Source organism: Nocardia inohanensis NBRC 100128 (genome assembly GCF_001612945.1).
Lineage (GTDB): Bacteria > Actinomycetota > Actinomycetes > Mycobacteriales > Mycobacteriaceae > Nocardia > Nocardia inohanensis.
The window spans coordinates 105,787-128,719 of record NZ_BDBK01000011.1; the positions used below are offsets into that span (position 1 = coordinate 105,787).

Genomic DNA, 22,933 nt, shown 5'->3' on the forward strand with positions numbered 1-22,933 from the left:
CCTAGGATCGAGCGGGTGAAGGTGCTGGGAGCTTGCCCGCTGGATTGCCCGGACGGTTGTTCTTGGGTGGTGGACGTCGAGGATGGGGTCGCGGTCGGGCTGCGCGGGAACAAGGCGCATCCGATCACGCGCGGGGCGCTGTGCGTGAAGGTGAACCGGTATCTGGAGCAGTTGAACTCCGGAGAGCGCATCACCTATCCGATGCGGCGGGTGGGGAAGAAGGGCGAGGGCCGGTTCGAGCGGATCAGCTGGGACGAGGCGCTCGGGGAGATCGCCGCGCGGTTGAGCGGGATCATCGAAGAGCACGGGGCGGAGGCCATCTGGCCGTTCCACGGAACCGGCAGCCTCGGATATATCCAAGGACTGGAAGGGTTTTCGGGGCGGCGGTTCTTCAATGCGCTGGGCGCTTCGCTGCATGATCCGACCATCTGCTCAATCGCGGGCACGACCGGGTTGAAGTACACGCTGGGCACTTCGGGCGGAATGGATCCGGAGGATTTCGCGAAGTCGAAGTTGATCCTGGTGTGGGGCACGAACCCGCTCACCTCGGGGCATCACGGCTGGAAGTTCGTGCAGGACAGCGATGCCTACACGGTGGCGATCGATCCGGTGCGCACGCGGACGGCCGAACGCTGCGATGAGCATCTCGCGCCGCTGCCGGGTACGGATGCGGCGCTGGCGCTGGGGCTCATGCGGATCGTCATCTCGATGGGCGCGCAGGACGATGCCTTTCTCGCCGAGCACACCGACGGCTGGGACGAATTCCGGTCCCGGGTAATGGAATACACGCCGGAGCGAACCGCCGAGATCACCGGCCTGCCGGTGGAGCGGATCGTGGCGCTCGGTGAGCGGATCGCGACCACCCGGCCCACCTCGATCCGGGTCTCGCAGGGCATTCAACGGCATGCGGGCGGCGGGATGGCGTTGCGGACCCTCGCCTGCCTGCCGGGCGTCACCGGCGACTGGGCGATTCCCGGTGGCGGCCTGCACTATTCGACCAGCGGGCACTTCAAGTTCAACCTCTCCGAGCTGGCCCGCTACGACCTGCTGCCGAATCCGGTGCGCACACTGTCCATGACGCGGATGGGCGAAGCGCTGCTGGATATCGACGGTCCGCCGGTCAAGGCGCTGTTCGTGATCGCCGCGAATCCCGTGGCGTCCAACCCGGATCAGCGCCGGGTGCGCGAAGGGCTCGCTCGCGAGGACCTGTTCACCGTTGTGCTGGAACACTTCCCGACCGATACCGTCGATTACGCCGATATCGTGCTGCCCGCCACCATGCAGCCCGAGCATCTCGATGTGATCGCCGCCTACGGCAACCTCTACATGGTGTGGAACGAACCGGCGGTCACCCCGCCCGGTGAATGCCTTTCCACCACAGAGACTTTCCGCCGGCTGGCCCGGACCATGAACCTCACCGAACCGGCGCTCTACGATTCCGACGAAGAACTGGCCCAGCAGTTGCTGAAGGGCCACGACATCGACCGGCTGCGCGCCGAGGGCTTCCTGAAGGTCGAGCCGGGCCCCGTCCCGAACGGCAAACTCCAGTTCGTCTCCTGGCGCGCGGAAAAGGCCGGACACGATCCGCTCGCCGGCTACACCCCGCCCGCGGATCCTGGTGACGGCCTGGTGCTCATCTCCGCGGCATCCCACTTCTTCCTCAACTCCACCTTCGGCGCGAACCCCGAATTGCGCCGCCGTGCAGGCGAATCCACCGTCACCCTGCACCCGCAGGATGCGGCCGCCCTCGGCATCGCGGACGGCGTCGCGATCACGGTCGCCAACGCTCGCGGCTCGTTCGATGCGATCGCCGCGGTCTCCGATGCGGTCCGCCCCGGCGTAGCCGCGACCACCAAGGGCCGCTGGGCCAAGCTCTCCGGCGGTGCGACCGTGAACTCGACCATCGCCGAACGCGATGCGGACTTCGGCGGCGGCGCGGTGTTCCACGACAACCGCGTGCACATCACCCCGCGGGATCCGGCGATGGTCCGGTAGCCGGTCAGGAGAATTCGATATTGACTCGCGCGCCGGGCGGCACGGCGCGCAGTTGATCGTGGATTTGGCCGAGAATGTTCACGCCCATGGCCATATTCGTGAGATCCACATTGTCGGGATCGAGCTCGCCGCCCAGCGCCGGCGGATGGGTGAAGTCGTAGATCTCGTCCGCGCCGGGCACCAGGCCGCGGCGTTCGAGCTCCTCGGCCAGCTCGGCCATCAGGTACTTCGCTTGCCCGTCAGCGGTATTGAGCTCGGCTTCGAGTGCGTCGATCGAATCCCACACCCGTTCGAACTCGCCGTCGATGGTGTTCAACCACCAGATCCCGTCGTCGGCGCGCAGGAAGATGTCACCGAAGAGCGAGGTGAACAGGGGCGCTTTGCCGTCGAGGCCGATCCATTCCCAGGTGTCCAGGGCGTCGGCGTATTGGTCCGGCGTGAACGATTTGATCAGTTCCACACGCGCACAATACAACTCATGGAGCGCCCCGGGTGAGCACGGCGGCACCGCCGAGGGACCAGCCGCCATCCACCGGAATGATCGCACCGTTGATGTAGGAGGCGTGCGGCGAAGCCAGCCACAGCGCGCACGCGGAGATGTCATCGGTGGTGCCGTAGCGCCCCAGTGGTACGGAATCGGCTACGGCACCGGCCAATTCGGGCGTCGGCGCGAGCCGGGACATGCCTTCGGTATCGGCGATGGGCCCCGGCACGATGGCATTGACCCGGATACCGGCGGGACCCCATTCGAGCGCGCAGACCTTGGTGACCATATCCACCCCGGCCTTGGCGGCGCAGGCGTGCGCCTGGAAGCTCATCGGCACGGTGGCCTGCGGAGCCGAGATATTGATGACGGCGGCCCCGGGTTTGCGTAGATGCGGGTGCGCGGCGCGCAACACGTTGTAGGTGCCCTTGAGATCGATATCGACCACCGCCGCGAACGCCCGCGGCGACATGGAGTCGGCCGGCGCGGGGAAGTTCCCGGCGGCGCCCGAGATCACCACATCCAGCTCGCCCAGCTCGGCCTGGGTGGTGGTGAGCGCGGAGTCGACAGCGTCGAAATCCCGCACGTCAGCGGCGAAACCCAGTGCGGTGATGCCGTATTCGCCGAGACGGTCGACGGCGGTCTTGACCTTGTCCGGACGGCGCGACAGCACCGCCACGGACGCCCCCGCACGGGCGAAGGATTCGGCGATGGCGAAGTTGATGCCGCTGGTGCCACCGGCGACGAAGACGGTACGGCCGGAATAGTCGAAAAGGTCCTCCATCCAATGATTCTGCGGCGGACCGACCGGCTCGCGAGTGCGAATCGCCTCGATCGCCGGGAACACCGCCGCGGGGTCGGCGGTGCGCGGCCGGGCCGGGCCGGTAAAGTCACGGGTTGATTTGTCGGGATAACCCATTCGTTGCTCTGGGTGAACAGATTGCTAAGGCGTGGAGAGTTCGATGGGTCGGGCCGGCGCGCTACAGCTGATCCTGCTGGACGGGGTGGAGGCGCGGCTGGACGGGCGTACCCGGCCGCTGGGACCGCCGCAGCGACGGGGCGTGCTCGCGGTGCTGGCCATGCGGCGGCGGCAATGGGTTTCGGCTTCGGCGCTGTTGGACGCGCTGTATGAGGATGAGCGGCCCGCCAGCGGCAATGCGGTGATCCAGACCCATATTTCGGCTTTGCGGCGGGTGCTGGAGCCCGATCGGCCCCCGCGGACCCCGCCGAGTGTGCTGTTGTCGGGGCACGGCGGCTACCAGTTGCGCATCGAGGACGATCAGCTCGATATCGGGGTGCTGGACCGATTGGTAGCCGAGGCGGTGCTGGCTCGCCGATCGAGTGCGGGAGAGGAAGCCGCGCGACGGTATGCCGAGGCGCTCGCGCTGTGCTCGGGCGAACCGCTGGCGGGTATTCCGGGTCCGTGGGCCGAGCAGCAGCGGGCCGTGCTGGCGGAGCGGCGGCTCGCGATCTTCGAGGACAGCCTCGAACTCGCGGTGACGCTGGGACGCGCCGATGAGGCGATCGACACCCTGCGGACGCTGGTGCGGGAGCACCCGTTGCGGGAGCGTTTGCGCGCGGTGCTGATGCGGGCTCTCGCCGATCGTGGCCGGCGCTCCGAGGCGCTGGCCGTCTATCGCGATACCCGGCGGTTGCTGGTGGATGAACTCGGCGTCGAACCCGGTGCGGAGCTGCGTGAGCTTCAGGACCGCATTCTCGCCGGCCGGGAACCGGATGTAGCGCCGCGGGCGACTGCGGCGATCGTCCCGGCGAAGCCGAATACTCCGGTATCGGAACATAATTCACCCAACCCGTACTTCGTCGATCGCGATAGGGAGAGCGCCGCCATCGACGCCTGCGCCAGCCGGGCGGCCGCCGGTGCCGGTGGGCTGGTCGTGATCACCAGCCGCCCCGGCTACGGCAAAACCGCGCTGCTCGACGAGATCGCGCGGCGATATCCGCACGCGCTGCGGATAGACCTGACCGCAGATCGCGCCGATCTCGCGAACGAACTGCTGTCCCGCCTCGACGGCGTGGCTCCGATCACGCACGAGGAAGCATTGACCGCGCAACTGCGCGACACCCTGGCGCGTCGATCCGAGAACCTGCTGGTGCTGGTCGACGACGCGACCCGGATGGATGAGCGCTCGGCCCGAGCGCTGGCCGCCGTCGCGCCCGCGCTGCGTACCGCCCGGGCCCTGATCGTCGTGGCTCTCGACGGCAGCTTCTGGGATGAACGCGTCGTGGACCTGCACAGTCGCCTGGAACCGATTGCGGCGCAGGTGCTTCGATTGCGGCGGTTGAGCCCGGCCGCCATCGCCGATCTGTACCAGCGGCGCACCGGACTGTCCTGCCCGCCGGAGCTGGCCGTGGAGATCGAACGCGCCGCCGCCGAGATTCCCCTGCTCGTCGACGCGCTGATCGCGGACATGGCCGAGCGCGCCGACCGTACCCGGGTACCGGATCGCATGCTCGACGGCCGCTACTCGCGCGCGACCAACCGTCTCCTACAGGGGTTTTCGGACAGCGGGGCCCGGATGATGCGGGCCCTGGCCGCGCTCCAGCAGTTCGATCCGAGTGTGGAGACCCTCGCCGCGGCCTGCGACCAGCCGCCCAGCGAGGTGCGGCACCGCTGCGAATTGCTCACGGACGCCGGTGTTCTCGCCGCCGCCGAGCCGCCCCGGACCCGGCATCCCTTGATCGCCAACACCATTCACTGGCTCAGCAGGCGCGAGGAGTCCGCGGAGTTCTGCACGGCCGCCGCCGAGCACGACCGCAGCATCGGCCATCCGGCGCGCCATGTCGCACGTTATCTGCGCGATCTGTGCGGTTCGCGCTACGCCCGCTGGACCGTGGTGCTCATCGACGCCGCCGAGGAATGCCTGCGCGAATGCCTGATCGCCGAGGCGGTGCGCTGGCTGGAGCTGGCCCTGCGCATCTGCACGCCGGAACAGCGGGACGATCTGCTGGTCCGGCTGGGGCAATTGGAGCTGTGGACCAATCCCGCCGCGGCGCGAGCACATCTGGACGAGGCGCTGCGCAGCCAGCGCGAGCATGCCGCCGGCCCCACCGCGGCCGTCCCGCTGGCCTGGACCATGGCCACCCGCCAGGAGGCGACCGCGGCCATGCGGCTGCTCGCTGCCGTCATCGCCGAGACCGAACCGCGCGATCGCGAGGCGGCCGCCGAGATTCGCGCGTCCATGTGGATGATCGCCGGGCTCTCGGCCTCGACCTGGCGTGGCCTGGTCGCCGAACTGCGTTCGCGGCCGGCGCCCGATCTGATCTCCTCCGCCATCCTCACCTGGGCCGATGCCTTCGGCGTCCGGATCGATGCCCGTACCGCGGTGCACCGGCTGGCGCTCGAGCACGCGGAAGAAATGATCCCCTGCCGATTGCTCGGAATGCTGGCGCATCTGCGGATGTGGAACGGCGAACTGTCCGCCGCGCTGAACCTGACCGAGCAGCGCGCCGATCAGCATTTCGGCGCCATCGACACCTACCGGGCCATTCTGCGCGCCGAGATCATGCTGCGCGCGGGCGCGTACCGTGCGGTGCTGTCGGAACTGGGACCGGTGCTGGGCGATATCGACGACCGGTTCGTGACGCCGCCCGCCACGCTGGCAGCCCAGTACGCGCACGCATTGATCGGCCTCGGCCGGCTCGACGAGGCCGAGCGCTGGCTGGATCAGCGCACCGCCGCGGCCAATCCGGCGACGTGGGAATGGACGGTCGCCGTTCATATTCGGGGGCTGCTGTGCGTCGCGCGTGGCGAATCCCGTACGGCGGTGGGCTATTTCCTGGAATGCGGACGGCGAGTCGGCGCGGTGGGCATAACCAATCCGGCGCACATCCCCTGGCGCAGTTCCGCGGCGATCGAGTTGGTGCGTCTGGGCGAACACGAACGAGCCCGCGAGCTCGCGGACGACGAGCTGGCGCTCGCTCGGCGCTGGAATACGCCGGCGACCATCGGAAGAGCGCTGCGCGCACAGGCTTTGGCCGCGCCCGGCGGCCCGTCCCCGGAGCTGCTGGACCGGGCCGTCGGTGTGCTGCGCACGCAGGACAGCCCGGTCGAGCTGCTTCCGGCACTCATCGATCTGGCCCGTCTGCACCGGGCCGAAGGTGACCGCGCCCGAGCCTGGGAGTTGCTGTGTGAGGCTCGCGCGCTGGCCGAGCGAATCGGCTCCGCACTCGAACTCGCCGAGATCGACGCCATGCTCCGCGCTGGTTCAGACTCGTTGCCGGAGCACGGCTTCGGCTTCCGCGCGGGCGACGGGATGCCCGAGTCCGCCGAACTCGTGCAGGTCGCCGAAGACCTCGATCCGGATGGCCGCGTCGATCCCGCCCACCCGCACGGGTTCGAATCCCGCCGCGCTGATCAAGGTTTCGACGGCGGCACCCGCGCTGTCGTCGTCGGTGGCGTAGAACCCGACGGCCCGCGGGTCGCGGTGGGCGGCGGTGGTCAGCGACTCCGCGGCGAGCGTGCCGAACGCTTTGACCAGGGCGGTGCCGTCGGGGAGCAGGGCCGCCAGGAGCTGCCCGGAGGACTGGTCGGCGGCGATGGTCTTGACGAATCCGCCGTTGCCGTCGGGGGCGATGGGGTTGGAGGGGTCGACGACGATCTTGCCCGGTAGCCGGTCACGGTACTTCTCGACGAGTTCGCGGGTGGTGTCGAACCAGACCGCGAAGATGAGGATGCCGGCCTCGGCGATCGCTTCGTCGAGGGTGACCGCACGGGCGTGCGAACCGAGTTCGAGGGCGAGCCGCTCGGCGTCGGCCGGTTCACGTCCGGCGATGAGTACATCGGTGCCCGAGGCAGTGAGGTCGGCCGCCAGGCGGCTGCCGATATTTCCGGTGCCGATGATCGCGGTGGTCGTCATGATCGATTGATCTCCTTCGGTGTCATTGGATGTTCGAATTGTGCTGTGACGCAACCTGAGTCGTAGTCACAGCGGCGCGCCGGCGGGCGCGGGCCACGCGATAGATGGCCGACCGGTCGGCGGCCAGCCGGTCGCGGGGAGCGATCATTCCCGGCGCGACGCGCAACGGATCGAAGTCGAGATCGCTGTCGACGGTGCGGGTTTCGAGCGTCATGCGGCCCAGCGTGAGCAGCTGGGGCGGCTCGGCCCACGATGCGGTCGGATCGTGCACCGGATCTCCCCGGAGCGGCAGCCGCGCGCGGAGGGTCATTCGCGCGGGCAACCGACCCGCGAGGTCGCGTGTCAGGTAATCGGGTGCGAGCGCGGAGGATTCGCGCGCGTGCAGCGGTTCCAGGGTCGTGTCGGGATGCCACTCCAGCCTCGCCCACGTGGTGCCGCCGGGCCCGGCCAGCCCGAAAGCATGGACGCCGTAATACCGCTGCCCGACATAGCTGCTCGGCGCACCGCCGCCGCCCGCGCCGAGGGCGGCAGCCGATTCCGGATGCCGGCGCCGGAACTCGCCCATGGCATCGGGGGATTCCGGCCCCGCGCCGACGGCGGTGAGAAATTCCAGCATGTCCGCTCCGGAACGCACGAAGAACACCGGCAGTGTGAAGGCGATCAGATCGGTCGGTTCCGCGCTCGCGGGCACGAACCGCACCGACAGCCCCTGGTCGCCGGTCTCGGCATCGTGTGTCCCGCCGCGGGTGCCGGAGAAACGCGCGACCACCGCGACCTCCTCACCCGAGAACAATGCGGCCGAACTGAGTTCCCGCGCACCGGGTTCGGCTCGGAAGCACCCGATGACGGTGACGCCGCGCCGATGCAGCATCCGCTGTCCGGGTGCGGCGGCGAGGGTCTCGGCGATCCGGTCGGTCAAGTCCCCGGGGGTGAGGGTGTCGTCGCTCATAAGGGGTTGTGCTCGTCCGTCCGTGCGGTCGGGTGCAGCCAGCCGTGCAGCAGCCGAGTCGTGGTGGGGAGGGCGATGAAGGTCATCGCCGTGCTGAACAGGAGGGTGAAGGTCAGCGTGCGCACGATCAGCGGCGACGAGGCCAGCACCGGCCCCAGCACACCGTTGCCCAGCAGGGAGATCGGGAAGATCGACAGCCCCGACACCACCGCTTGTTTCCACAGCGGTGGCGGCGGCAGGTGCGGCGAGGCTCCGGTCATGCACGGCGCGGGGCGGCGTGGACCAGGTGCTTGATCTCCTGGAATTCGGCCAGTCCGCGCAATCCGTTGAGCCGTCCCATCCCGCTCTGCTTGAATCCGCCCTCTTCGAATTGGTCCACCACCACCGCCCAGGTGTTCGTCCACACCGTTCCGGCCTGCAATTCGCGACCCACCCGCAACGGCAGGTCCACGTCCCGGGTCCAGATGCTCGCGGCCAGACCGTATTCGGTGGCATTGGCGCGCGCGATCGCTTCGGCCTCGGTGGTGAAGACCTCGAAAGTGGCTACGGGGCCGAACACCTCGTGTTGCACGATCGGCGCGGCCAGGTCGGCGACCTCGATCAGGCTGGGGCGGTAGTAGGCGTCGACGGCATCGGAGCCGGTGTTCACCAGTCCGCCGCGCTCGATGACGGTGGCGTACCGGGCGGCGTCGGCGACCATACGGTCCACGCGTTCGGCATTGGCGCGATCGATCATCGGACCCATCTCACTGGCGGGATCGTCACCCGGACCGACCGTAACCGCCGCAAGCGATTTCGCCATCCGCTCGCGCAACTCTCCGGCGATGCCCGCCTGCGCCAGAATGCGGCTGCCCGTCATACAGAACTGCCCGGTGAAGGTGGTGATCGCCTTGGTCAGCACCGGCACCACGGCGTCGAGGTCGGCGTCGTCGAACACGATCATCGGGCTCTTGCCGCCGAGTTCGAGCGACAGCGGTTTCAGCTTCGGCGCGGCGGCGGCCATGATGAGGCGTCCCACCGCCGTGCTGCCGGTGTAGCTGACGACATCGACGTCCGGAGACGAGATCAGCAGGGGCGCACCGGTATTGCCGGACTCGGTGAAGCAGTTCACGACACCGGCGGGCAGGCTCGCGGTGGCCGCGATGATCTCGTAGAGCAAGCCGTTGACGAGCCCGGTCTGACCGGGCAGCTTCATGACCACCGTGCACCCCGCGGCCAGCGCCGGCGCGAACGATCGCACCGCGAGCACCACCGGCGAATTCCAGGGTGCGATCACCGCGGCCACGCCCGCCGGTTCGGTGAGGGTCATGGAGTACAGGCCCGGCTTCACCTCCGCCGCGCGACCGGCCTCGGCCAGGGCCAGCGCCCCGTAGTAGCGCAGCTTCGGGATCGTCAAGTCGACCTCGAAAGCCGCCTCCGCCAGAATCTTTCCGTTCTCGCGCGCCAGCAGCGTGACCAGTTCGTCGCGGCGTTCGGTCATCCGATCGGCCAGCTCGAACAGTGCGCGGGCGCGCAGTTCCCGATCACGGGACCAGGCGGTGGTTTCGAAGGCGCGCCGGGCCGCGGCGATGGCGGCGGCGGCCTCGCTCGCACCGCCGTCGGCGAAGGTGCCGAGGGGGGCGCCGGTGGCCGGGTTGTAGGAGGTGCTCACCGTGCCGGCGGCGGTCCAGCGGCCGTCGATGTAGTGGCGGGCTTGCGGTTGAACGGTGGAGGACAACTGAATCCTTTTACGAGTAGCGGAAATTGGTGTTCAGAGTTGGGCGGCGATGTGCTCGGCGGCCATGATCACGGTGGGATTGGTGGCGGCGCAGACCGGATCGGGGAAGATCGAAGCGTCCACCACGCGCAGCCCGGACAGCCCGCGCACCGCGCCGAGCCGGTCGACGACCGCGGCCGGATCGTCGTCCGCGCCCATGGGCACCGTCGAGGTCGGATGGTGGTAGGTGTCCAGGGTGGCGCGCACCGATGCCTCGATATCGGCCATGGTGTCTGTGCCCGGGGCCATTTCGTGGTCGATGAGATCGGCCAGTGGCGCGCTGCGGCCGATGCGGCGGCTCAGCGCCACCCCCTCGAGCAGTCGCCGCCGGTCGGCCGGATCGGCCAGGAACCCGAGGTCGATACGCGGCGCGACGCGCGGGTCGCGATCGGCCAGGGTGAGCGAGCCGCACGATCGCGGCCGGGTGAGGGCGACCGCGAGCACGAAGGCCGCGCCGGTCGGGCTCAGGCTCTGGTCGATCAGGTGAGTGGCCGTGATGTGCAGGTCCAATTCACCCGCTGCCGCTTCGGAACTGGCCGTCCACACCTTGGCGCCGATCACCGGTTCGCCCGGACCGATCCGCTCCGGGTTCGCCGCGTAGGCGTTGTAGTAGAACGGATGATCGTAGAGAGTGCGGCCCACGGGTAGATCGGCGACGGCGGGAATTCCCAAGCGCCGCAGCTCATCCGCCGGACCGACGCCCGAGCGCAGCAGGATCGCGGCGCTGCCGTAGGTTCCGGCGCACAGGATGACCTCCCCCGCGGTGATCGATTCGCCGTCCGCGGTCAGCACGCCCACCGCGCGACTGCCGTCCGCATCGAACACGACCCGGTCCACGAGTACGTCGCCGCGCACGCTCAGGTTCGCTTCGCGCACTTCGTCGGTCAGGTAGGCCATGCCGGTGTTGACCCGGACGCCGTCGACCACGTTCATCGGATACGGTGCGACGCCGTGCGGTTGGGCGCCGTTGAAGTCCGTGGTCGCCGGAATGCCGCATGCCAGTGCGGAATCGACGAACGCGCGCTGCATGTCGCTCAGTTCGTCGCGGGTGAGCTGATGCACCGGCATCGGGCCGCTGCGACCGTGCCAGGCGTCGTCCCCGGCGGTGGTGCGCTCCAGCTTGCGATACGCGGCCAGCACCTCGGGGAAGGTCCAGCCCTTCAGACCACGCTCGGTCCAGCGGTCGAAATCCGCCGGCAGCGCGCGCACGAACACCGCGCCGTTGACCGCGGAGCTCCCGCCGAGCACCTTGCCGCGATAAAGGGCGATGGGGTGACCGAGGTAGCCGGGCTCCGAGGCGTACCCCCAGTCGTGGCCGGTGTACCCGCCCAGCGTGCTGCTGGCGGCGACGGCGGTGGGATAGCTTGCGGCGGAGTAGACGGGGCCGGCTTCGAGCAGCAGTACCCGCCGGTCGGGGCGCTCGCTCAGGCGGGCGGCCAGTACCGCGCCGGCCGAGCCGCCGCCCACGATCACCACGTCGGCGTGAGATTCGGGCATGAGTATGTCCCTTCGTCCGGATGGCGATCAGCGGGTGCCGGCGGCGGCCTGATCGATGACGGTGACGACCGCGTCCGGATGCGAAACGGCGATGGCGTGGCTGCCCGCGTGTTCGGTGACGGTGGCGTTGGCTCGCCGTGCCATCTCGCGCTGCCCGGCCGGCGGGATCATCCGGTCGTCGGCGGCCACGAGATACCACGACGGCAGGGTGCGCCAGGCGGGTTCATCGGTCTTCTCGGCGAAGGCGGCGACCGAGATCGGGCGCTGCCCCGCCGCCAGCACCGCCGCCTGGACGGCGGGGACGTCCTGGGCGAAGTACTCGGGGAACTTGTCGGCCGCGATGCTCAGCTCGGGCGCCGCCTCGCCGACGACGGTATGCAGGACGGTGATCTTGGTCGCCGGTCCGTCGTATCGGCCGTCGAGTTCGCCGAGCGACTCCCCGCTGTCCGGAGCGAAGGCGGCCACGTACACCAGGCCGGCGGCCTTCGGGGATCCGGCCGCGGCATTGGTGATGACCGCGCCGCCGTAGGAATGGCCGACCAGGATCGTCTTGCCGGGCAGGCTGTCGAGGATGCCGCGCACGTAGGCGCTGTCGGACTTCAGCCCGCGCAGCGGTACGGCCGCCGTGGTGACCCGATAGCCCTTGCGCTGCAACTGTTCCGCCACGCCCGCCCAGCTGGATCCGTCGGCGAAGGCGCCGTGCACCAGCAGCACGCCGGGCTTGTCCGGGTCGGGCTGCGGGACCGTCGTCGGCGTCCGAGTCTGCGCCGCCGGGGTGTCGCCGGCCGGCGAGCAGGCCGCGGCCGCGAGCGCCATCGTCACTGCGCCCAGCAGGAGCATGGTGCGGCCCGAGCGTCGAAAGCCGGTTGTGTTGCGCATGTTTGTCGTGCCCTTCTTGCCGGAGGATCGGAACGGCTTCGACCGGACCGCCGGCCACCTCCGGCCGGCACCGGTTCGAGTGCCGAGAGGAACAGTGGCCTCATCGACTGAAAGGGCCCTGTGCGATTTCACAATGCGCAGCGCAGCGGGTGTTTTCGCAATGCGTGATCATGATCGTGCGGGTCGTGCGGCGGCGAGGAAGGGCATCATGCGGCGGCCGAATCAACCATCGTCTGAGCGGGGTTCAGGCGGCGGTGAAGCGGAGGGCTAGTTGGGTGCGGCTGGTGCAGGCGGTGGCGGCGAGTACTCGGCTCAGGTGTTTTTTGACGGTGTCGACGCCGATGAAGAGGCGTTCGGCGATTTGGCGGTTGGTGAGGCCGTGGGCGGCCAGGTCGGCTACTTCCCATTCGCGGGGGGTGAGGTTCCAATTGGATTGGGCGGCACGGCGTTCGCGGTCTCGGTCGAGTTGTTCGATGACGAGGGGGGCGAGGTGGCGGCGGAGGGCGTGCAGGAGGGCCAGGTCGCGGTCGGGGACGGCGGGGACGTCGCAGACCGCCATGCCGACCGCGAAGACTCCGGAGGCGCCGCCGTCCACCAGCATGGCGGCTTTGTCGGTGATGCCGTTGGGGCGCAGGAAGTTCGCGACGAAGACCGAGTCCTGGACCAGCTCGCCCAGGCGGACCACGCCGCGGGATTGGAGCTGTTCGGCGAAGCGGTCGGTGGTGAACGGGTCGAGGGCGTGCCAGTGCGCGTCGTATTCGGCGATGAATTCCGGGGTGTAGCCGCCGCGCACCCCGCAGCCCGCGCGCAGGGCTTCGGCGAGCGTATTGCCGTGCAGCACAGCGACTCCGGTGAAGCCGATCCAGCTTTGCAGGGCCCGGACCAGGCGTTCCCGGAATTCGGGGAGGTCGGCGGCGCGGTCCACGGACTCGAGGACGCCGATGAGCCGCCGGTGGTCTTCGGCGGTGAGCAGCTCGCCCTGCGGCAGGGGGCGGGGGCGGCGAATCGGGTCGGTCAGCGCTCCGGTCACAGGGTCAATATTCCACCTTTGGGCCATACCGGGCCATGTCCCCGGCGGGCAGTGTTACTACCGGCATCCGGATCTCGGTCCGGGAGCGGAAATCCGGCTGACGTGCCCCCGAGGGCGAAGAAAGAGGGATCGACCATGAGTGCAGCATCCACCCCGCGCCGCTGGCTGATCACCGGAGCCAACTCCGGGTTCGGGGCGGCGTTCACTCGCGCCGCGCTGGCGGCCGGTGACGAGGTCGTGGCGGCGGTGCGGCGACCGGAGAGCATGGCGGAAGTGGTTGCCGCGCATCCGGATCGGGTGCAGGTGGTGGCCTTGGATGTGAAGGACGCGGCGGCCGCCGAGCGGGCGGTGAAGGAGGCCGGGCGCATTGATGTACTGGTGAACAATGCGGGGTTCGGGATCGTGGGGGCGATCGAGGAGACCAGCGAGGCCGAGCTGCGCGATGCCATGGAGGTGATGTTCCACGGGCCGCTGCGGCTGACCCAGCTGGTGCTGCCGCAGATGCGGGAACGGCGCAGCGGGGCGATCGTGCAGGTGTCGAGTATGGGCGGGTTCATGTCGTTCGCGGGAGTCGGCGTCTACAGCGCCGCCAAGGGCGCGCTCGAATTGGCGAGTGAGGCTTTGGCGGCCGAGGTGAATCCGCTGGGCATTCAGGTGCTGATCGTGGAACCGGGCGCTTTCCGGACCGGTTTCGCCAAGCCCGCCGCGCTCACCATCGCCTCGGAGATCGCGGATTACGCGGAGACCGTCGGCGCCATCCGCGACGGCCTGCCCGCCTCGGACCAGCAGCAGGAGGGCGATCCGGAGAAGGCGGCCGCCGCGGTCGTCGCCGTTGTCGGCCGGCCGAATCCGCCGCTGCGCCTGGCCTTGGGACCGGATGCGGTGCAGGCCATCCGGGGCAAGCTCGCCGCCGTCGCCGCCGACCTCGATGCCACCGCGCACCTGAGCATGGGGACCGCGGTGGCCGCCGGTTGACCGGAAAACGCCGACGGCCCGGCGGTTTCACACCGCCGGGCCGTCGAGATACCGCGTTTAGGCGCTACCGGCGCTCGCCGTGAACATGGCGGACAGCAGGTTGGCGAAAACGGAGAGAATTTCCATGCGTAAGACCTCATCTGAATAGGGGTGGGGCGATGGCAGCTTCGGTTACCCAGATGTCCTGAACATGACGTGAAGGTGAAGGGCGCGGGTCTACTCGCACACAACCGGCGAATGTCCGATGTGACCGAATTTGTGTAACAGCGATCACAGCCCGCTGCTACCGTGGCGACAACCCGCCGCCGGCTCCGGGTGGCGGAGTTCGAGCACGGAGGTGGGCTGGGATGGCCTCGGTTCTGGAAACCGCGCAGCAGCGATTGGCGCATATCGGCGAGGCCGCGAAGGGTTTACGGCGGTTACGCGAGCGCGGGCTGACCGATCTGCGCAATCCGGGTGAAACGCTGCGAACCGCCATGGAGGCAAGGGTTTTCGGACCGCCCGCCACCATCGTCCGGCATACCGCGCGGGTATCACCGGACCTGCCCGCCCTCGCGGACGAACGCGGCGAGCTGACTTACCGCGAACTCGACGAGCGATCCAATGCGCTCGCGCGCGGATTGCAGCGCATGGGCGTCAAGCCCGGAACGGTGGTCGGGGTGCTCGCGCGCGACCATCGCGGGTTGCTGCTCACCATGGTCGCGCTGGGCAAGCTCGGCGCTCGATTGGCCCTGATGAACACCGGTTTCGCCAAGCCGCAGTTCGCGGCGGTGTGCGAGCGCGAGAATGTGCGGGCGGTGCTGCACGACAGCGAATTCCTGGGCCTGCTCGACGCTTTGCCGCCGGAGCTGCCGCGAGTGCTCACCTGGGTGGACGAAGGCACCGATATCCCCTCCGACGCAACGACTCTCGACCGGCTCATCGACGCGAACGCCAAGACGCCGCTGCCCGCGCCCAAGAAGCCCGGCGGCTTCATCATTCTCACCAGCGGCACGACCGGGCTCCCGAAGGGCGCGCCGCGTGATCGCACCGGACCGCTGTCGACGGTGCAGTTGGTGGATCGCATCGACTTCCCGAAACAGGGAACGATGATCATCGTCTCCCCCATCTTCCACAGCACCGGGTTCGGCACCTGGCTCGCGGGCGTGGCATTCGGGAACAAGGTGGTGGTCGCGCGCCGCTTCGATGCCGAGCGCACACTGCGCCTGATCGCCGAGCACAAGGCCGAGATGCTGGTCGCGGTGCCGACCATGCTGCATCGAATGGTGGAGCTGGACAAGGAGATTCGCGACAAGTACGACACCTCTTCGCTGAAGGCGATTGTGATCGCCGGGTCCGCGCTCTCCCCCGAGTTGAGCGTGCGCACCGCCGAGGTGTTCGGCCCCGTGCTCTACAACCTGTACGGCTCCACCGAATGCGCGGTGGCGACCGTCGCCCGCCCGGAGGATCTGGCCGTCGCCCCCGGCACCGCGGGCCGCGCCCCGACCACCTGCGAAGTGGTGCTCTTCGACGACGACGGCCGCCGCATCCGCGCCAAGAACGTGACCGGCCGCATCTTCATCCGCTCCGGCGCACCCTTCAAGGGCTACACCGACGGCCGCCACAAGCAGATCATCGACGGCTACATGTCCAGCGGCGATGTCGGCCATTTCGATGATCGCGGACTCTTGTTCGTGGACGGCCGCGACGACGACATGATCGTCTCCGGCGGCGAGAACGTCTTCCCCCAAGAAGTGGAGAACCTGCTTCTGGAGCGCAAGGACGTCTTCGACGCGGCGGTGGTCGGCGTCGACGACGTCGAGTTCGGCAAACGCCTGCGCGCCTTCATAGTCCCCGAGCCCGGCGCGGAGATCACCGCCGACGAAGTGAAGTCGTACGTCAAGAACAACCTCGCTCGCTACAAGGTCCCCCGCGACGTCATCTTCATCGACGAACTCCCCCGCAACGCCACCGGCAAACTCCTGCGCCGCGTCCTCGTCGAGTACGAACAGCCGTCCGGAGCCCGGTGACAACCTGCGATCCGCGCCACGACCAGGGCCGCCCTATGCGATACCGCAGGTAACAGAGACCTCGGCCACAACTTCGCTGCCAGCGCTTGCTAGGGTTAGCACCGCACTGGATCTCGATGTTGCGGTCCGTCCGGCCAACTCGTCCGGCGGTGGGGATCGCGGAAGGTAGTACCTATGTCACTTCCATCGGCTGGCTCGGTTCTGCGCAAGGCGGGCAATGCGGCTCTGAGCGTCAATGCGATGGTTCGAGGGGGGCTGTTCAATCCGCTGCGGCCGGATCACGCGCTGCGGTCGGCGGTCAACGTCCTGAAGTTCGGTCCGTTCGCGGGCGCGCTGATCCACGGCGCCAAGACCAATCCGCGCGGCGCCGCCATCGTCGATGAGCTCGGCGAGATGACCTTCGAGCAGATCGACAAGCAGTCCAGCGCCTTCGCGCGCGGACTCGCCGCGCAGGGTTTGCAGCCCGGTGACGTGATCGGCGTGCTGGCCCGCGACCATCGCGGCATGGTGCTGGCCCTGGTCGCCGCCGGCAAGCTGGGCGTGCGCGCGGTGCTGATGAACACCGGCTTCGCCAAGCCGCAGTTCACCGATGTGGCCGCCCGCGAGAACGTCAAGGCGGTGCTGCACGACAGCGAGTTCTTCGATCTCATGTCGGCCATTCCGGAGGCGATCCCGCGCATCCTGACCTGGGTGGATGCCAAGGACAACGCCGATCCGTCGATCCCGACCATCGATTCGGTCGCGGCCGGGCAGTCCACCGAACCGCTGGACCCGCCGGAGAAGCCGGGCGGCATGGTCATCCTGACCTCCGGCACCACCGGCACCCCCAAGGGCGCGCCGCGCGACAAGGTCAGCCCGTTCATTACCGCGCAGTTCCTGGATCGAATCCCGGTGCCGCGCAACAGCACCGTGGTGATGGCGGCCCCGATCTTCCATGCCACCGGCCTGTCGCAGTTCACGCTGGCGCTGGCGCTGGGCAACCGAGTCGTGTTCCAGCAGCGCCGATTCGACCCGGAGACCACCCTCGCGAACATCCAGAAGTACCGGGCGCAGGGCCTGACCGTGGTGCCGACCATGCTCCAGCGCATCCTCGATCTGCCCGCCGAGACCCTGGCCAAGTACCAGCCCGGCGAGACGCTGCGGGTGCTGTTCGCCGCCGGCTCGGCCATCCCGCCGGACGTGGTCACCCGCACCCTGGACTACTTCGGGGACAGTCTTTACAACGTGTACGGCTCCACCGAGTGCGCCGTCATGACCGTGGCCACCCCGTCCGAGTTGCGCAAGGCGCCGACCACCGCGGGTAAGCCACCGGTCGGCATCCGCGTCGCGCTCTACGACGAGAACCGCAAGCGCATTACCGCGCCGAACGTGACCGGAACGATCTTCATCGAGAACGGGCACTCGTTCAAGCAGTACACCGACGGCCGCACCAAGGAGTTCGTCGACGGCCTGATGTCCTCCGGCGATGTCGGGCACTTCGATGCCGACGGTTTGCTGTTCATCGACGGCCGCGACGACGACATGATCGTCTCCGGCGGTGAGAACGTCTTCCCGCAGGAGGTCGAGAACCTGCTGTCGAATCGGGCCGATGTGCTCGAGGCCGCGGTGGTCGGCGTCGATGACCGCGACTTCGGGAAGCGGCTGCGCGCCATCGTGGTTCCGGGGCCCGACTCCAAGCGGGACGCGCAGGAGATCAAGGACTACGTGAAAGCGAACCTGGCCCGGTACAAGGTGCCGCGCGAGGTGATCTTCCTGGACGAACTGCCGCGCAATGCGACCGGGAAGCTGCTGCGTAAGCCGCTCGTCGAAATGTCGGTTCCCACCGAATGATTCCGGATGGAATTGGCGTATACGGCTGTAAAAGCGGGTTCACTTCCTCCGCTATCATCAGCGCGTGAGTTCTGAGTCCGGCCGCCCCTCGGCGCATATCCGCAGTGATGCTGCGGTGTTGCGCGGTGGGGCGGCCGGACTCGTTTCCGGCGCGCTCGCCGTCGCCGCGCACGGCTGGATCTCGGGGGCCGCGCCCCTGGAGTCGGGTCCGTTGTCGCTGCTGGTGGCGGCCTCCGCGGCAGTCGGTGGATTGGTCGCCGGGGTCGGGGTGCTCCGCAATACCTGGCTCGGGCTGGTCGTCGCCTTGATCGGCGGGCAGCTGCTCGGGCACTTCAGCATGATGTGGGGCTCCCCCGGTTCGGGGCATCACCATCACCACAATGCGGGGATGTGGAGTCCGGCCATGCTGGCGGCGCACGTCACCGCCGCCATCTTCGCGGCCGTCGTCATCGTCGGCGCGGAAGCCGCGTACCGGATCGGCACCACGGTGCTCGCCTGGGTGCTGCCGGTCGCCACCTCCCTACCGGTGCTCAGCGGTCCGCCGCGACTGCCTATCGAGCATCGTGATCGCGTCGTGCTGCGCGTCTTCGCGGCCGATGTCTTCCGCACTCGCGGACCACCCGCTCTCGTTCGAGTCTGAAACAACTCCCGGAGCTCTCGGGGCCCAGCCCCGGAAACCCCGGAGGACCTTCGACCCGCGCACGGACCTGCGACGTCCGCGCGATATTCGCCGTCTCCGCTCGCCCATTGCGGCAGAGCCGAATTCGGCGTGCCCGGGTTTCTCGAACGAACAGAAAGTCCGCTCGTGACAATCACAGACAGCGGTGTCGATACTTCGGCACCGCCGCCCTCCCCTACCCCGGAACCGGAATCGAAACCGGCATCCACCAAACGCGGTGCGGGCAATGCCTTCCAGGCGCTCATGCTGCGACTGCATTTCTACGCGGGTGTTTTCGTCGCCCCGTTCATCCTGATCGCGGCCGTCACCGGAGCGCTCTACGCGGTCGCTCCGACGCTGGAGACCATTACCGATCGCGGTCTGCTGCACACCGATTCGACCGGGCCGGTCAAGCCGCTCTCCGAGCAGGTGGCCGCGGCGCTCGCGGTGGAGCCGAAGCTCGCGCTCACCGCGGTGGCGCCGGCACAGAACAGCGGCGACACCACGCGGGTGATCTTCAACGATCCGTCGCTGGGCGCGTCCGAGCGCCGCGCGGTGTTCGTCGATCCGGTGACCGCGCAGTCGGTCGGCGACAGCGTGGTCTACGGCAGTTCGGGTGCGCTGCCCACCCGTACCTGGATCGACAAGCTGCACCGGGATCTGCATCTGGGCGATTTCGGCCGCTATTACAGCGAGATCGCGGCCTCCTGGCTGTGGCTGATCGCGCTGGCCGGGCTGGTGCTCTGGTACCGCCGGGTGCGGGCGCGCCGCGAACGCCGCTCGGCCGGCTGGCTGCTGCGGCCGGATCGCTCCAAGCCGCGCGCTCGCACGCTGAACTGGCATGCGGCCGTGGGTGTCTGGATCCTGCCGGTGCTCCTGCTGCTGTCGGTGACCGGTATGACCTGGTCCAAGTACGCCGGTGAGAACGTCACCAAGCTGCGCCAGGAGATGAGCTGGACCACCCCCGCGGTGAGCGCCGAGCTGCCCGGCTCCACCATGTCCGGCATGTCCGGCGGTGAGCACTCCGATCACGGTGCGCCGCAAGCGAATATGCCCGCACCCGCGCCGAACAAGGCCGCGCTGGTGGACACCGTTTACGGCGTCGCCCGCGCGAACGGCCTGGAGGGCCCGTTGGAGATCAGCGTGCCGGCCAAGGACGGCACCGCTTTCGTGGCCAAGGAGCTGCGCCGCCCGGGCGTGCTGACCTTGGATTCCGTCGCGGTGAACGGTCAGACCGGCGTGGTCACCGACGTACTGCGCTACAGCGATTGGCCGCTGATGGCCAAGCTCACCAACTGGGGCATTCAGTTCCACATGGGTTTGATGTTCGGCCTGCTCAATCAGCTGCTCCTGCTGGCCATCATGATCGGCCTGATCACGGTGATCGTGCGCGGTTACCTGATGTGGTGGCGTCGCCGTCCCACCAAGGACGACAGCAAGCTCGGCGTCGGCAAGCCCCCGCGCCGCGGCGCACTGCGCCGGACCCCCTGGACGGTGCTGCTGCCCGTCGCGGCCGCGGCCGTGGTGGTCGGCTGGTTCGCGCCGATGATCGGCGGTCCCCTTTCGGCCTTCCTGATCGTCGATGTAGCGGTGGGCTACGCCGCCCGCCTGCGCGACCGCACCGCCGCCTAGCACACCGCTCCCACCGAGCGACACGGCTTTCCGCCGTGCCGCCGGACCCCCATACCCTCGTGCGGGATCAGACCTGCACTGACGCAAGGAATTTCACCTGATGAAGGTCACCGAGCTCGCCGTCTCCGCCGCTTTCGCCGCCGCCGTGGTCGGCGTGACCGCCGGCACCGTCCAGGCCGCCCCGGCCGAGGCGAGCCCCATCAACTACGCCGCGACCAACGACAACGGCATCATGACCATCCGCACCGACGCCGGTTCGATGGCCGTCGAGAACAACGTCCTGAAGATCAAGGCGAACGACGGCACCGTGGTCGCCGGCACCGAATTGGCCTTCCGCGTAGACGATTTCGTCTTCCCGATCGCCGCCGAGATCGACGACCGCACCGCCGTTCTCACCCCCCGGTTCGACCGGGCCCACGCCACCTACCAGCCGGTCGCCCTCCCCTTCGAGGACAAGGCCCCCTGGAAGTCCGAGTACGACCGCGAACAGGCCGCCTGGAGCCGCATGACCTCCACCCTGTCCATGGGCGCCTCCATCGGCACCCTGGTCGGCGGCATCGGCGGCGCCGCCATCGGCTGCATGGCCGGCGCCCTGCTCGGCGCGGTAGCCACCGGCGCCCTGGCCACCCTCTTCGGCCTCGGCCCCCTCGGCGGCTGCATCGCCGGCGCCGCCGCCGTCGGCTTCCTCGGCACCGTCGCGGGCCAGATCTTCATCACCGCCCCCTTCGCCATCGCCGCCGCGGTGCAGTACTTCACCACCATCAACCAGCCCTTCACCCCGGCTGCCAAGTAATTCGAAGCATTCGGCGCGGCCCGTCGCGAGCGCGGCGGGCCGGCGCCGGACGGCGTTGTCACCGGACAGCCACCCGCAAACAAGTTGCAACCACCTGCGACAATCGTTGCGACTGCCCATGACGGGCAGGGTGCGCTAGGGGGGCATCATGAACGACGTGATCGACCGGGAATCGGCCGCTGACAGCGGTCCGTTCTGGTCGCGGCCGCGGTTTCTCAATGTTTTGTCGTTGCTTACTTTCGTGGTGCTGGTGATCCTGCAATATCGGTGGTGGCAGGAGCATGGGCGGCCGTTCTCGTGGGTGTTGCTGGTTGCTACGCCGGCGCTGGCGTTTTTGCCGTCGGGGGTCATCGTGAAGGCGTTCCGGAAGCGGTGGACGGCGGCTTGGGCGGAGCAGAACGGGTTTCGGTATCGGCGGGTGGGTGATTGGGCGGTGCCGGAGTGGGATTTTCCGCCGTTCGATATCGGGCGGGCGCGGCGGTTTCGGGTGCGGGACACGATGGAAGGCACGGTGGGTGGGTATCCGGCGCGGTTCTTTCATCTGACCTGGTTGCACAACAATCGGATCAATGTCAGTACGCATTTCCGGAATGTGTTCGTGGTGACGTTGCCGGCGGAGCTGCCGCGGTTGACGATCGGGATGACTTTCGACAGCACCATCGGGGATCGGGTGGAGTTCGAGTCGGCGGAGTTCAACGATCAGTTCTCGGTGTACTCGGCGCATCCGGCGTTCGCGCACGCGGTGCTGACGCCGCGGACGATCGACAGGCTGGTGGAGCTGGCGCGGCGGCGGGGCGGGGCGGTGACCTTCACCAAGTTCGAGATCGCCGGAGATTCGCTGGTCGGCATAACCACTCTCGGCAATCGGCCGCATGAGATCGGTGGGGTGTTCGAGGCGATGCGCATCATCGCGGACGGCATTCCCCGATTCGTGTGGACCGACTACGGAAGGAAAATCGCATGAGCAGCACCGTCATTGTCATTGTGGTGGTCGCGGTAGCGCTGGTGGCGGTGCTGTGGTACTTCGCCGCGTACAACGAATTCGTCCGGCTGCGGAATCTGATCGCCGAATCGTGGAAGCAGGTCGATGTCGAGCTGCAACGCCGCCACGAACTGGTGCCGAATCTGGTGGCGACGGTCGAGCGGGCCGCCGAATTCGAGCGCGGCACTTTGGAATCGGTGACGGCGGCGCGTAATCAGGCGCGTGCGGTAGCCGCCGGCGCGGAGGTCTCCGGGGTGGCGAATGCCGAAAACGCTTTGACCGCGGCGTTGTCGCATTTGTCGGCGCTCGCCGAACAGTATCCCGATCTGCGAGCCGTGCAGAATTACGCTGCGTTGCAACGCGAATTGAGCGATATCGAGGATCGGATCGCCGCCACCCGGCGGCTCTACAACGCGAATGTCCGCGCACTGAACACCAAGATCGAATCCATTCCCGCCGCCATAGTGGCTACGGTTCACCATGTTTCGCCCGCGGAGTACTTCGAGATCAGCGGTCCCGAAGCGCGGGAACCCGTCGCGGTGAACAAGCTGTTCGAGGCGCAGCCGGAGGGCTAGTCGCCCGATGCG

General features: G+C 68.5%; 18 protein-coding genes and 1 pseudogene. 10 read left to right on the forward strand and 9 right to left on the reverse strand.

Features of this window, described 5'->3' with window-relative positions; genetic code table 11:
- The first annotated feature begins 15 nt into the window (after positions 1-15).
- On the forward strand, positions 16-1,995 hold the full coding sequence (locus NI1_RS22230; protein WP_067824234.1) for a molybdopterin-containing oxidoreductase family protein: 1,980 nt from the start codon (positions 16-18) through the stop codon (positions 1,993-1,995).
- Between the two features lie 4 nt (positions 1,996-1,999).
- Here the strand turns inward: NI1_RS22230 and NI1_RS22235 are convergent, their stop codons facing one another.
- The gene (locus tag NI1_RS22235; protein ID WP_067824236.1) at positions 2,000-2,455 is read right to left on the reverse strand and encodes a T6SS immunity protein Tdi1 domain-containing protein; all 456 of its coding nucleotides are present in this window, start codon (positions 2,453-2,455) and stop codon (positions 2,000-2,002) included.
- 16 nt (positions 2,456-2,471) lie between these two features.
- Positions 2,472-3,263: an SDR family oxidoreductase gene (locus NI1_RS22240; RefSeq protein WP_067824404.1), complete on the reverse strand. Its 792-nt coding sequence runs from the start codon at positions 3,261-3,263 to the stop codon at positions 2,472-2,474.
- A 178-nt stretch (positions 3,264-3,441) separates the two neighbouring features.
- Here NI1_RS22240 and NI1_RS22245 point away from each other — a divergent pair, with 178 nt between their 5' ends.
- The gene (locus tag NI1_RS22245; RefSeq protein ID WP_157535265.1) at positions 3,442-7,110 is read left to right on the forward strand and encodes an AfsR/SARP family transcriptional regulator; all 3,669 of its coding nucleotides are present in this window, start codon (positions 3,442-3,444) and stop codon (positions 7,108-7,110) included.
- 24 nt (positions 7,111-7,134) lie between these two features.
- On the opposite strand, the pseudogene NI1_RS40145 reads toward NI1_RS22245, so the two are convergent.
- The 7 genes and pseudogenes from NI1_RS40145 to NI1_RS22280 form a co-directional block, all read right to left on the reverse strand.
- A pseudogene (locus tag NI1_RS40145) lies at positions 7,135-7,356 on the reverse strand (NAD(P)-binding domain-containing protein); the annotation flags it as partial.
- 22 nt (positions 7,357-7,378) lie between these two features.
- Positions 7,379-8,305 (reverse strand): catalase, encoded by a 927-nt coding sequence (locus NI1_RS22255; protein ID WP_067824245.1) that lies wholly within the window; start codon positions 8,303-8,305, stop codon positions 7,379-7,381.
- Positions 8,302-8,565 carry a putative antibiotic biosynthesis monooxygenase gene (locus NI1_RS22260; RefSeq protein ID WP_067824257.1) on the reverse strand — a complete coding sequence of 88 codons (264 nt, stop codon included), beginning with the start codon at positions 8,563-8,565 and terminating at the stop codon, positions 8,302-8,304. The genes NI1_RS22255 and NI1_RS22260 overlap by 4 nt, the downstream gene beginning before the upstream one ends.
- Positions 8,562-10,022: an aldehyde dehydrogenase family protein gene (locus tag NI1_RS22265; protein ID WP_067824260.1), complete on the reverse strand. Its 1,461-nt coding sequence runs from the start codon at positions 10,020-10,022 to the stop codon at positions 8,562-8,564. The genes NI1_RS22260 and NI1_RS22265 overlap by 4 nt, the downstream gene beginning before the upstream one ends.
- 33 nt (positions 10,023-10,055) lie before the next feature.
- A complete protein-coding gene (locus NI1_RS22270) occupies positions 10,056-11,558 on the reverse strand; it encodes a GMC family oxidoreductase (RefSeq protein ID WP_084523542.1) in 1,503 nt (500 codons plus the stop codon).
- Between the two features lie 27 nt (positions 11,559-11,585).
- Positions 11,586-12,437, reverse strand: coding sequence for an alpha/beta fold hydrolase (locus NI1_RS22275; RefSeq protein ID WP_245663357.1), 852 nt, complete (start codon positions 12,435-12,437; stop codon positions 11,586-11,588).
- A gap of 244 nt (positions 12,438-12,681) precedes the next feature.
- Positions 12,682-13,467 carry a helix-turn-helix transcriptional regulator gene (locus NI1_RS22280; protein ID WP_067824263.1) on the reverse strand — a complete coding sequence of 262 codons (786 nt, stop codon included), beginning with the start codon at positions 13,465-13,467 and terminating at the stop codon, positions 12,682-12,684.
- Positions 13,468-13,602: 135 nt separating this feature from the next.
- Between NI1_RS22280 and NI1_RS22285 the strand changes: the two genes are divergently transcribed.
- From NI1_RS22285 to NI1_RS22320, 8 genes are all read left to right on the forward strand, one after another.
- Positions 13,603-14,442 carry an SDR family NAD(P)-dependent oxidoreductase gene (locus NI1_RS22285; protein ID WP_067824266.1) on the forward strand — a complete coding sequence of 280 codons (840 nt, stop codon included), beginning with the start codon at positions 13,603-13,605 and terminating at the stop codon, positions 14,440-14,442.
- 347 nt (positions 14,443-14,789) lie between these two features.
- On the forward strand, positions 14,790-16,451 hold the full coding sequence (locus tag NI1_RS22290) for an acyl-CoA synthetase (RefSeq protein ID WP_067824269.1): 1,662 nt from the start codon (positions 14,790-14,792) through the stop codon (positions 16,449-16,451).
- A 174-nt stretch (positions 16,452-16,625) separates the two neighbouring features.
- Positions 16,626-18,281, forward strand: a complete 1,656-nt coding sequence (locus NI1_RS22295) for an acyl-CoA synthetase (protein ID WP_067824271.1) — start codon at positions 16,626-16,628, stop codon at positions 18,279-18,281.
- A 64-nt stretch (positions 18,282-18,345) separates the two neighbouring features.
- Positions 18,346-18,921 carry a hypothetical protein gene (locus tag NI1_RS22300; protein WP_067824273.1) on the forward strand — a complete coding sequence of 192 codons (576 nt, stop codon included), beginning with the start codon at positions 18,346-18,348 and terminating at the stop codon, positions 18,919-18,921.
- Positions 18,922-19,086: 165 nt separating this feature from the next.
- Complete coding sequence (locus NI1_RS22305) at positions 19,087-20,571, forward strand: PepSY-associated TM helix domain-containing protein (protein ID WP_067824276.1); 1,485 nt, start codon at positions 19,087-19,089, stop codon at positions 20,569-20,571.
- A gap of 100 nt (positions 20,572-20,671) precedes the next feature.
- A complete protein-coding gene (locus NI1_RS22310; RefSeq protein WP_067824279.1) occupies positions 20,672-21,364 on the forward strand; it encodes a DUF8020 domain-containing protein in 693 nt (230 codons plus the stop codon).
- Between the two features lie 148 nt (positions 21,365-21,512).
- Positions 21,513-22,328, forward strand: coding sequence for a DUF3137 domain-containing protein (locus NI1_RS22315; protein ID WP_067824281.1), 816 nt, complete (start codon positions 21,513-21,515; stop codon positions 22,326-22,328).
- A complete protein-coding gene (locus tag NI1_RS22320) occupies positions 22,325-22,921 on the forward strand; it encodes a LemA family protein (protein ID WP_067824284.1) in 597 nt (198 codons plus the stop codon). Before NI1_RS22315 ends, NI1_RS22320 begins: the two co-directional genes overlap by 4 nt.
- Positions 22,922-22,933 lie beyond the last annotated feature (12 nt).

What these genes read in the sequence shown, in the direction of transcription:
- NI1_RS22240 (WP_067824404.1), bottom strand. Translation starts at nt 3,263, where the DNA reads ATGGAGGACCTTTTCGACTATTCCGGCCGTACCGTCTTCGTCGCCGGT.
- NI1_RS22245 (WP_157535265.1), top strand. Translation starts at nt 3,442, where the DNA reads ATGGGTCGGGCCGGCGCGCTACAGCTGATCCTGCTGGACGGGGTGGAG.
- NI1_RS22255 (WP_067824245.1), bottom strand. Translation starts at nt 8,305, where the DNA reads ATGAGCGACGACACCCTCACCCCCGGGGACTTGACCGACCGGATCGCC.
- NI1_RS22260 (WP_067824257.1), bottom strand. Translation starts at nt 8,565, where the DNA reads ATGACCGGAGCCTCGCCGCACCTGCCGCCGCCACCGCTGTGGAAACAA.
- NI1_RS22270 (WP_084523542.1), bottom strand. Translation starts at nt 11,558, where the DNA reads ATGCCCGAATCTCACGCCGACGTGGTGATCGTGGGCGGCGGCTCGGCC.
- NI1_RS22275 (WP_245663357.1), bottom strand. Translation starts at nt 12,437, where the DNA reads ATGCGCAACACAACCGGCTTTCGACGCTCGGGCCGCACCATGCTCCTG.
- NI1_RS22285 (WP_067824266.1), top strand. Translation starts at nt 13,603, where the DNA reads ATGAGTGCAGCATCCACCCCGCGCCGCTGGCTGATCACCGGAGCCAAC.
- NI1_RS22290 (WP_067824269.1), top strand. Translation starts at nt 14,790, where the DNA reads ATGGCCTCGGTTCTGGAAACCGCGCAGCAGCGATTGGCGCATATCGGC.
- NI1_RS22295 (WP_067824271.1), top strand. Translation starts at nt 16,626, where the DNA reads ATGTCACTTCCATCGGCTGGCTCGGTTCTGCGCAAGGCGGGCAATGCG.
- NI1_RS22310 (WP_067824279.1), top strand. Translation starts at nt 20,672, where the DNA reads ATGAAGGTCACCGAGCTCGCCGTCTCCGCCGCTTTCGCCGCCGCCGTG.
- NI1_RS22315 (WP_067824281.1), top strand. Translation starts at nt 21,513, where the DNA reads ATGAACGACGTGATCGACCGGGAATCGGCCGCTGACAGCGGTCCGTTC.
- NI1_RS22320 (WP_067824284.1), top strand. Translation starts at nt 22,325, where the DNA reads ATGAGCAGCACCGTCATTGTCATTGTGGTGGTCGCGGTAGCGCTGGTG.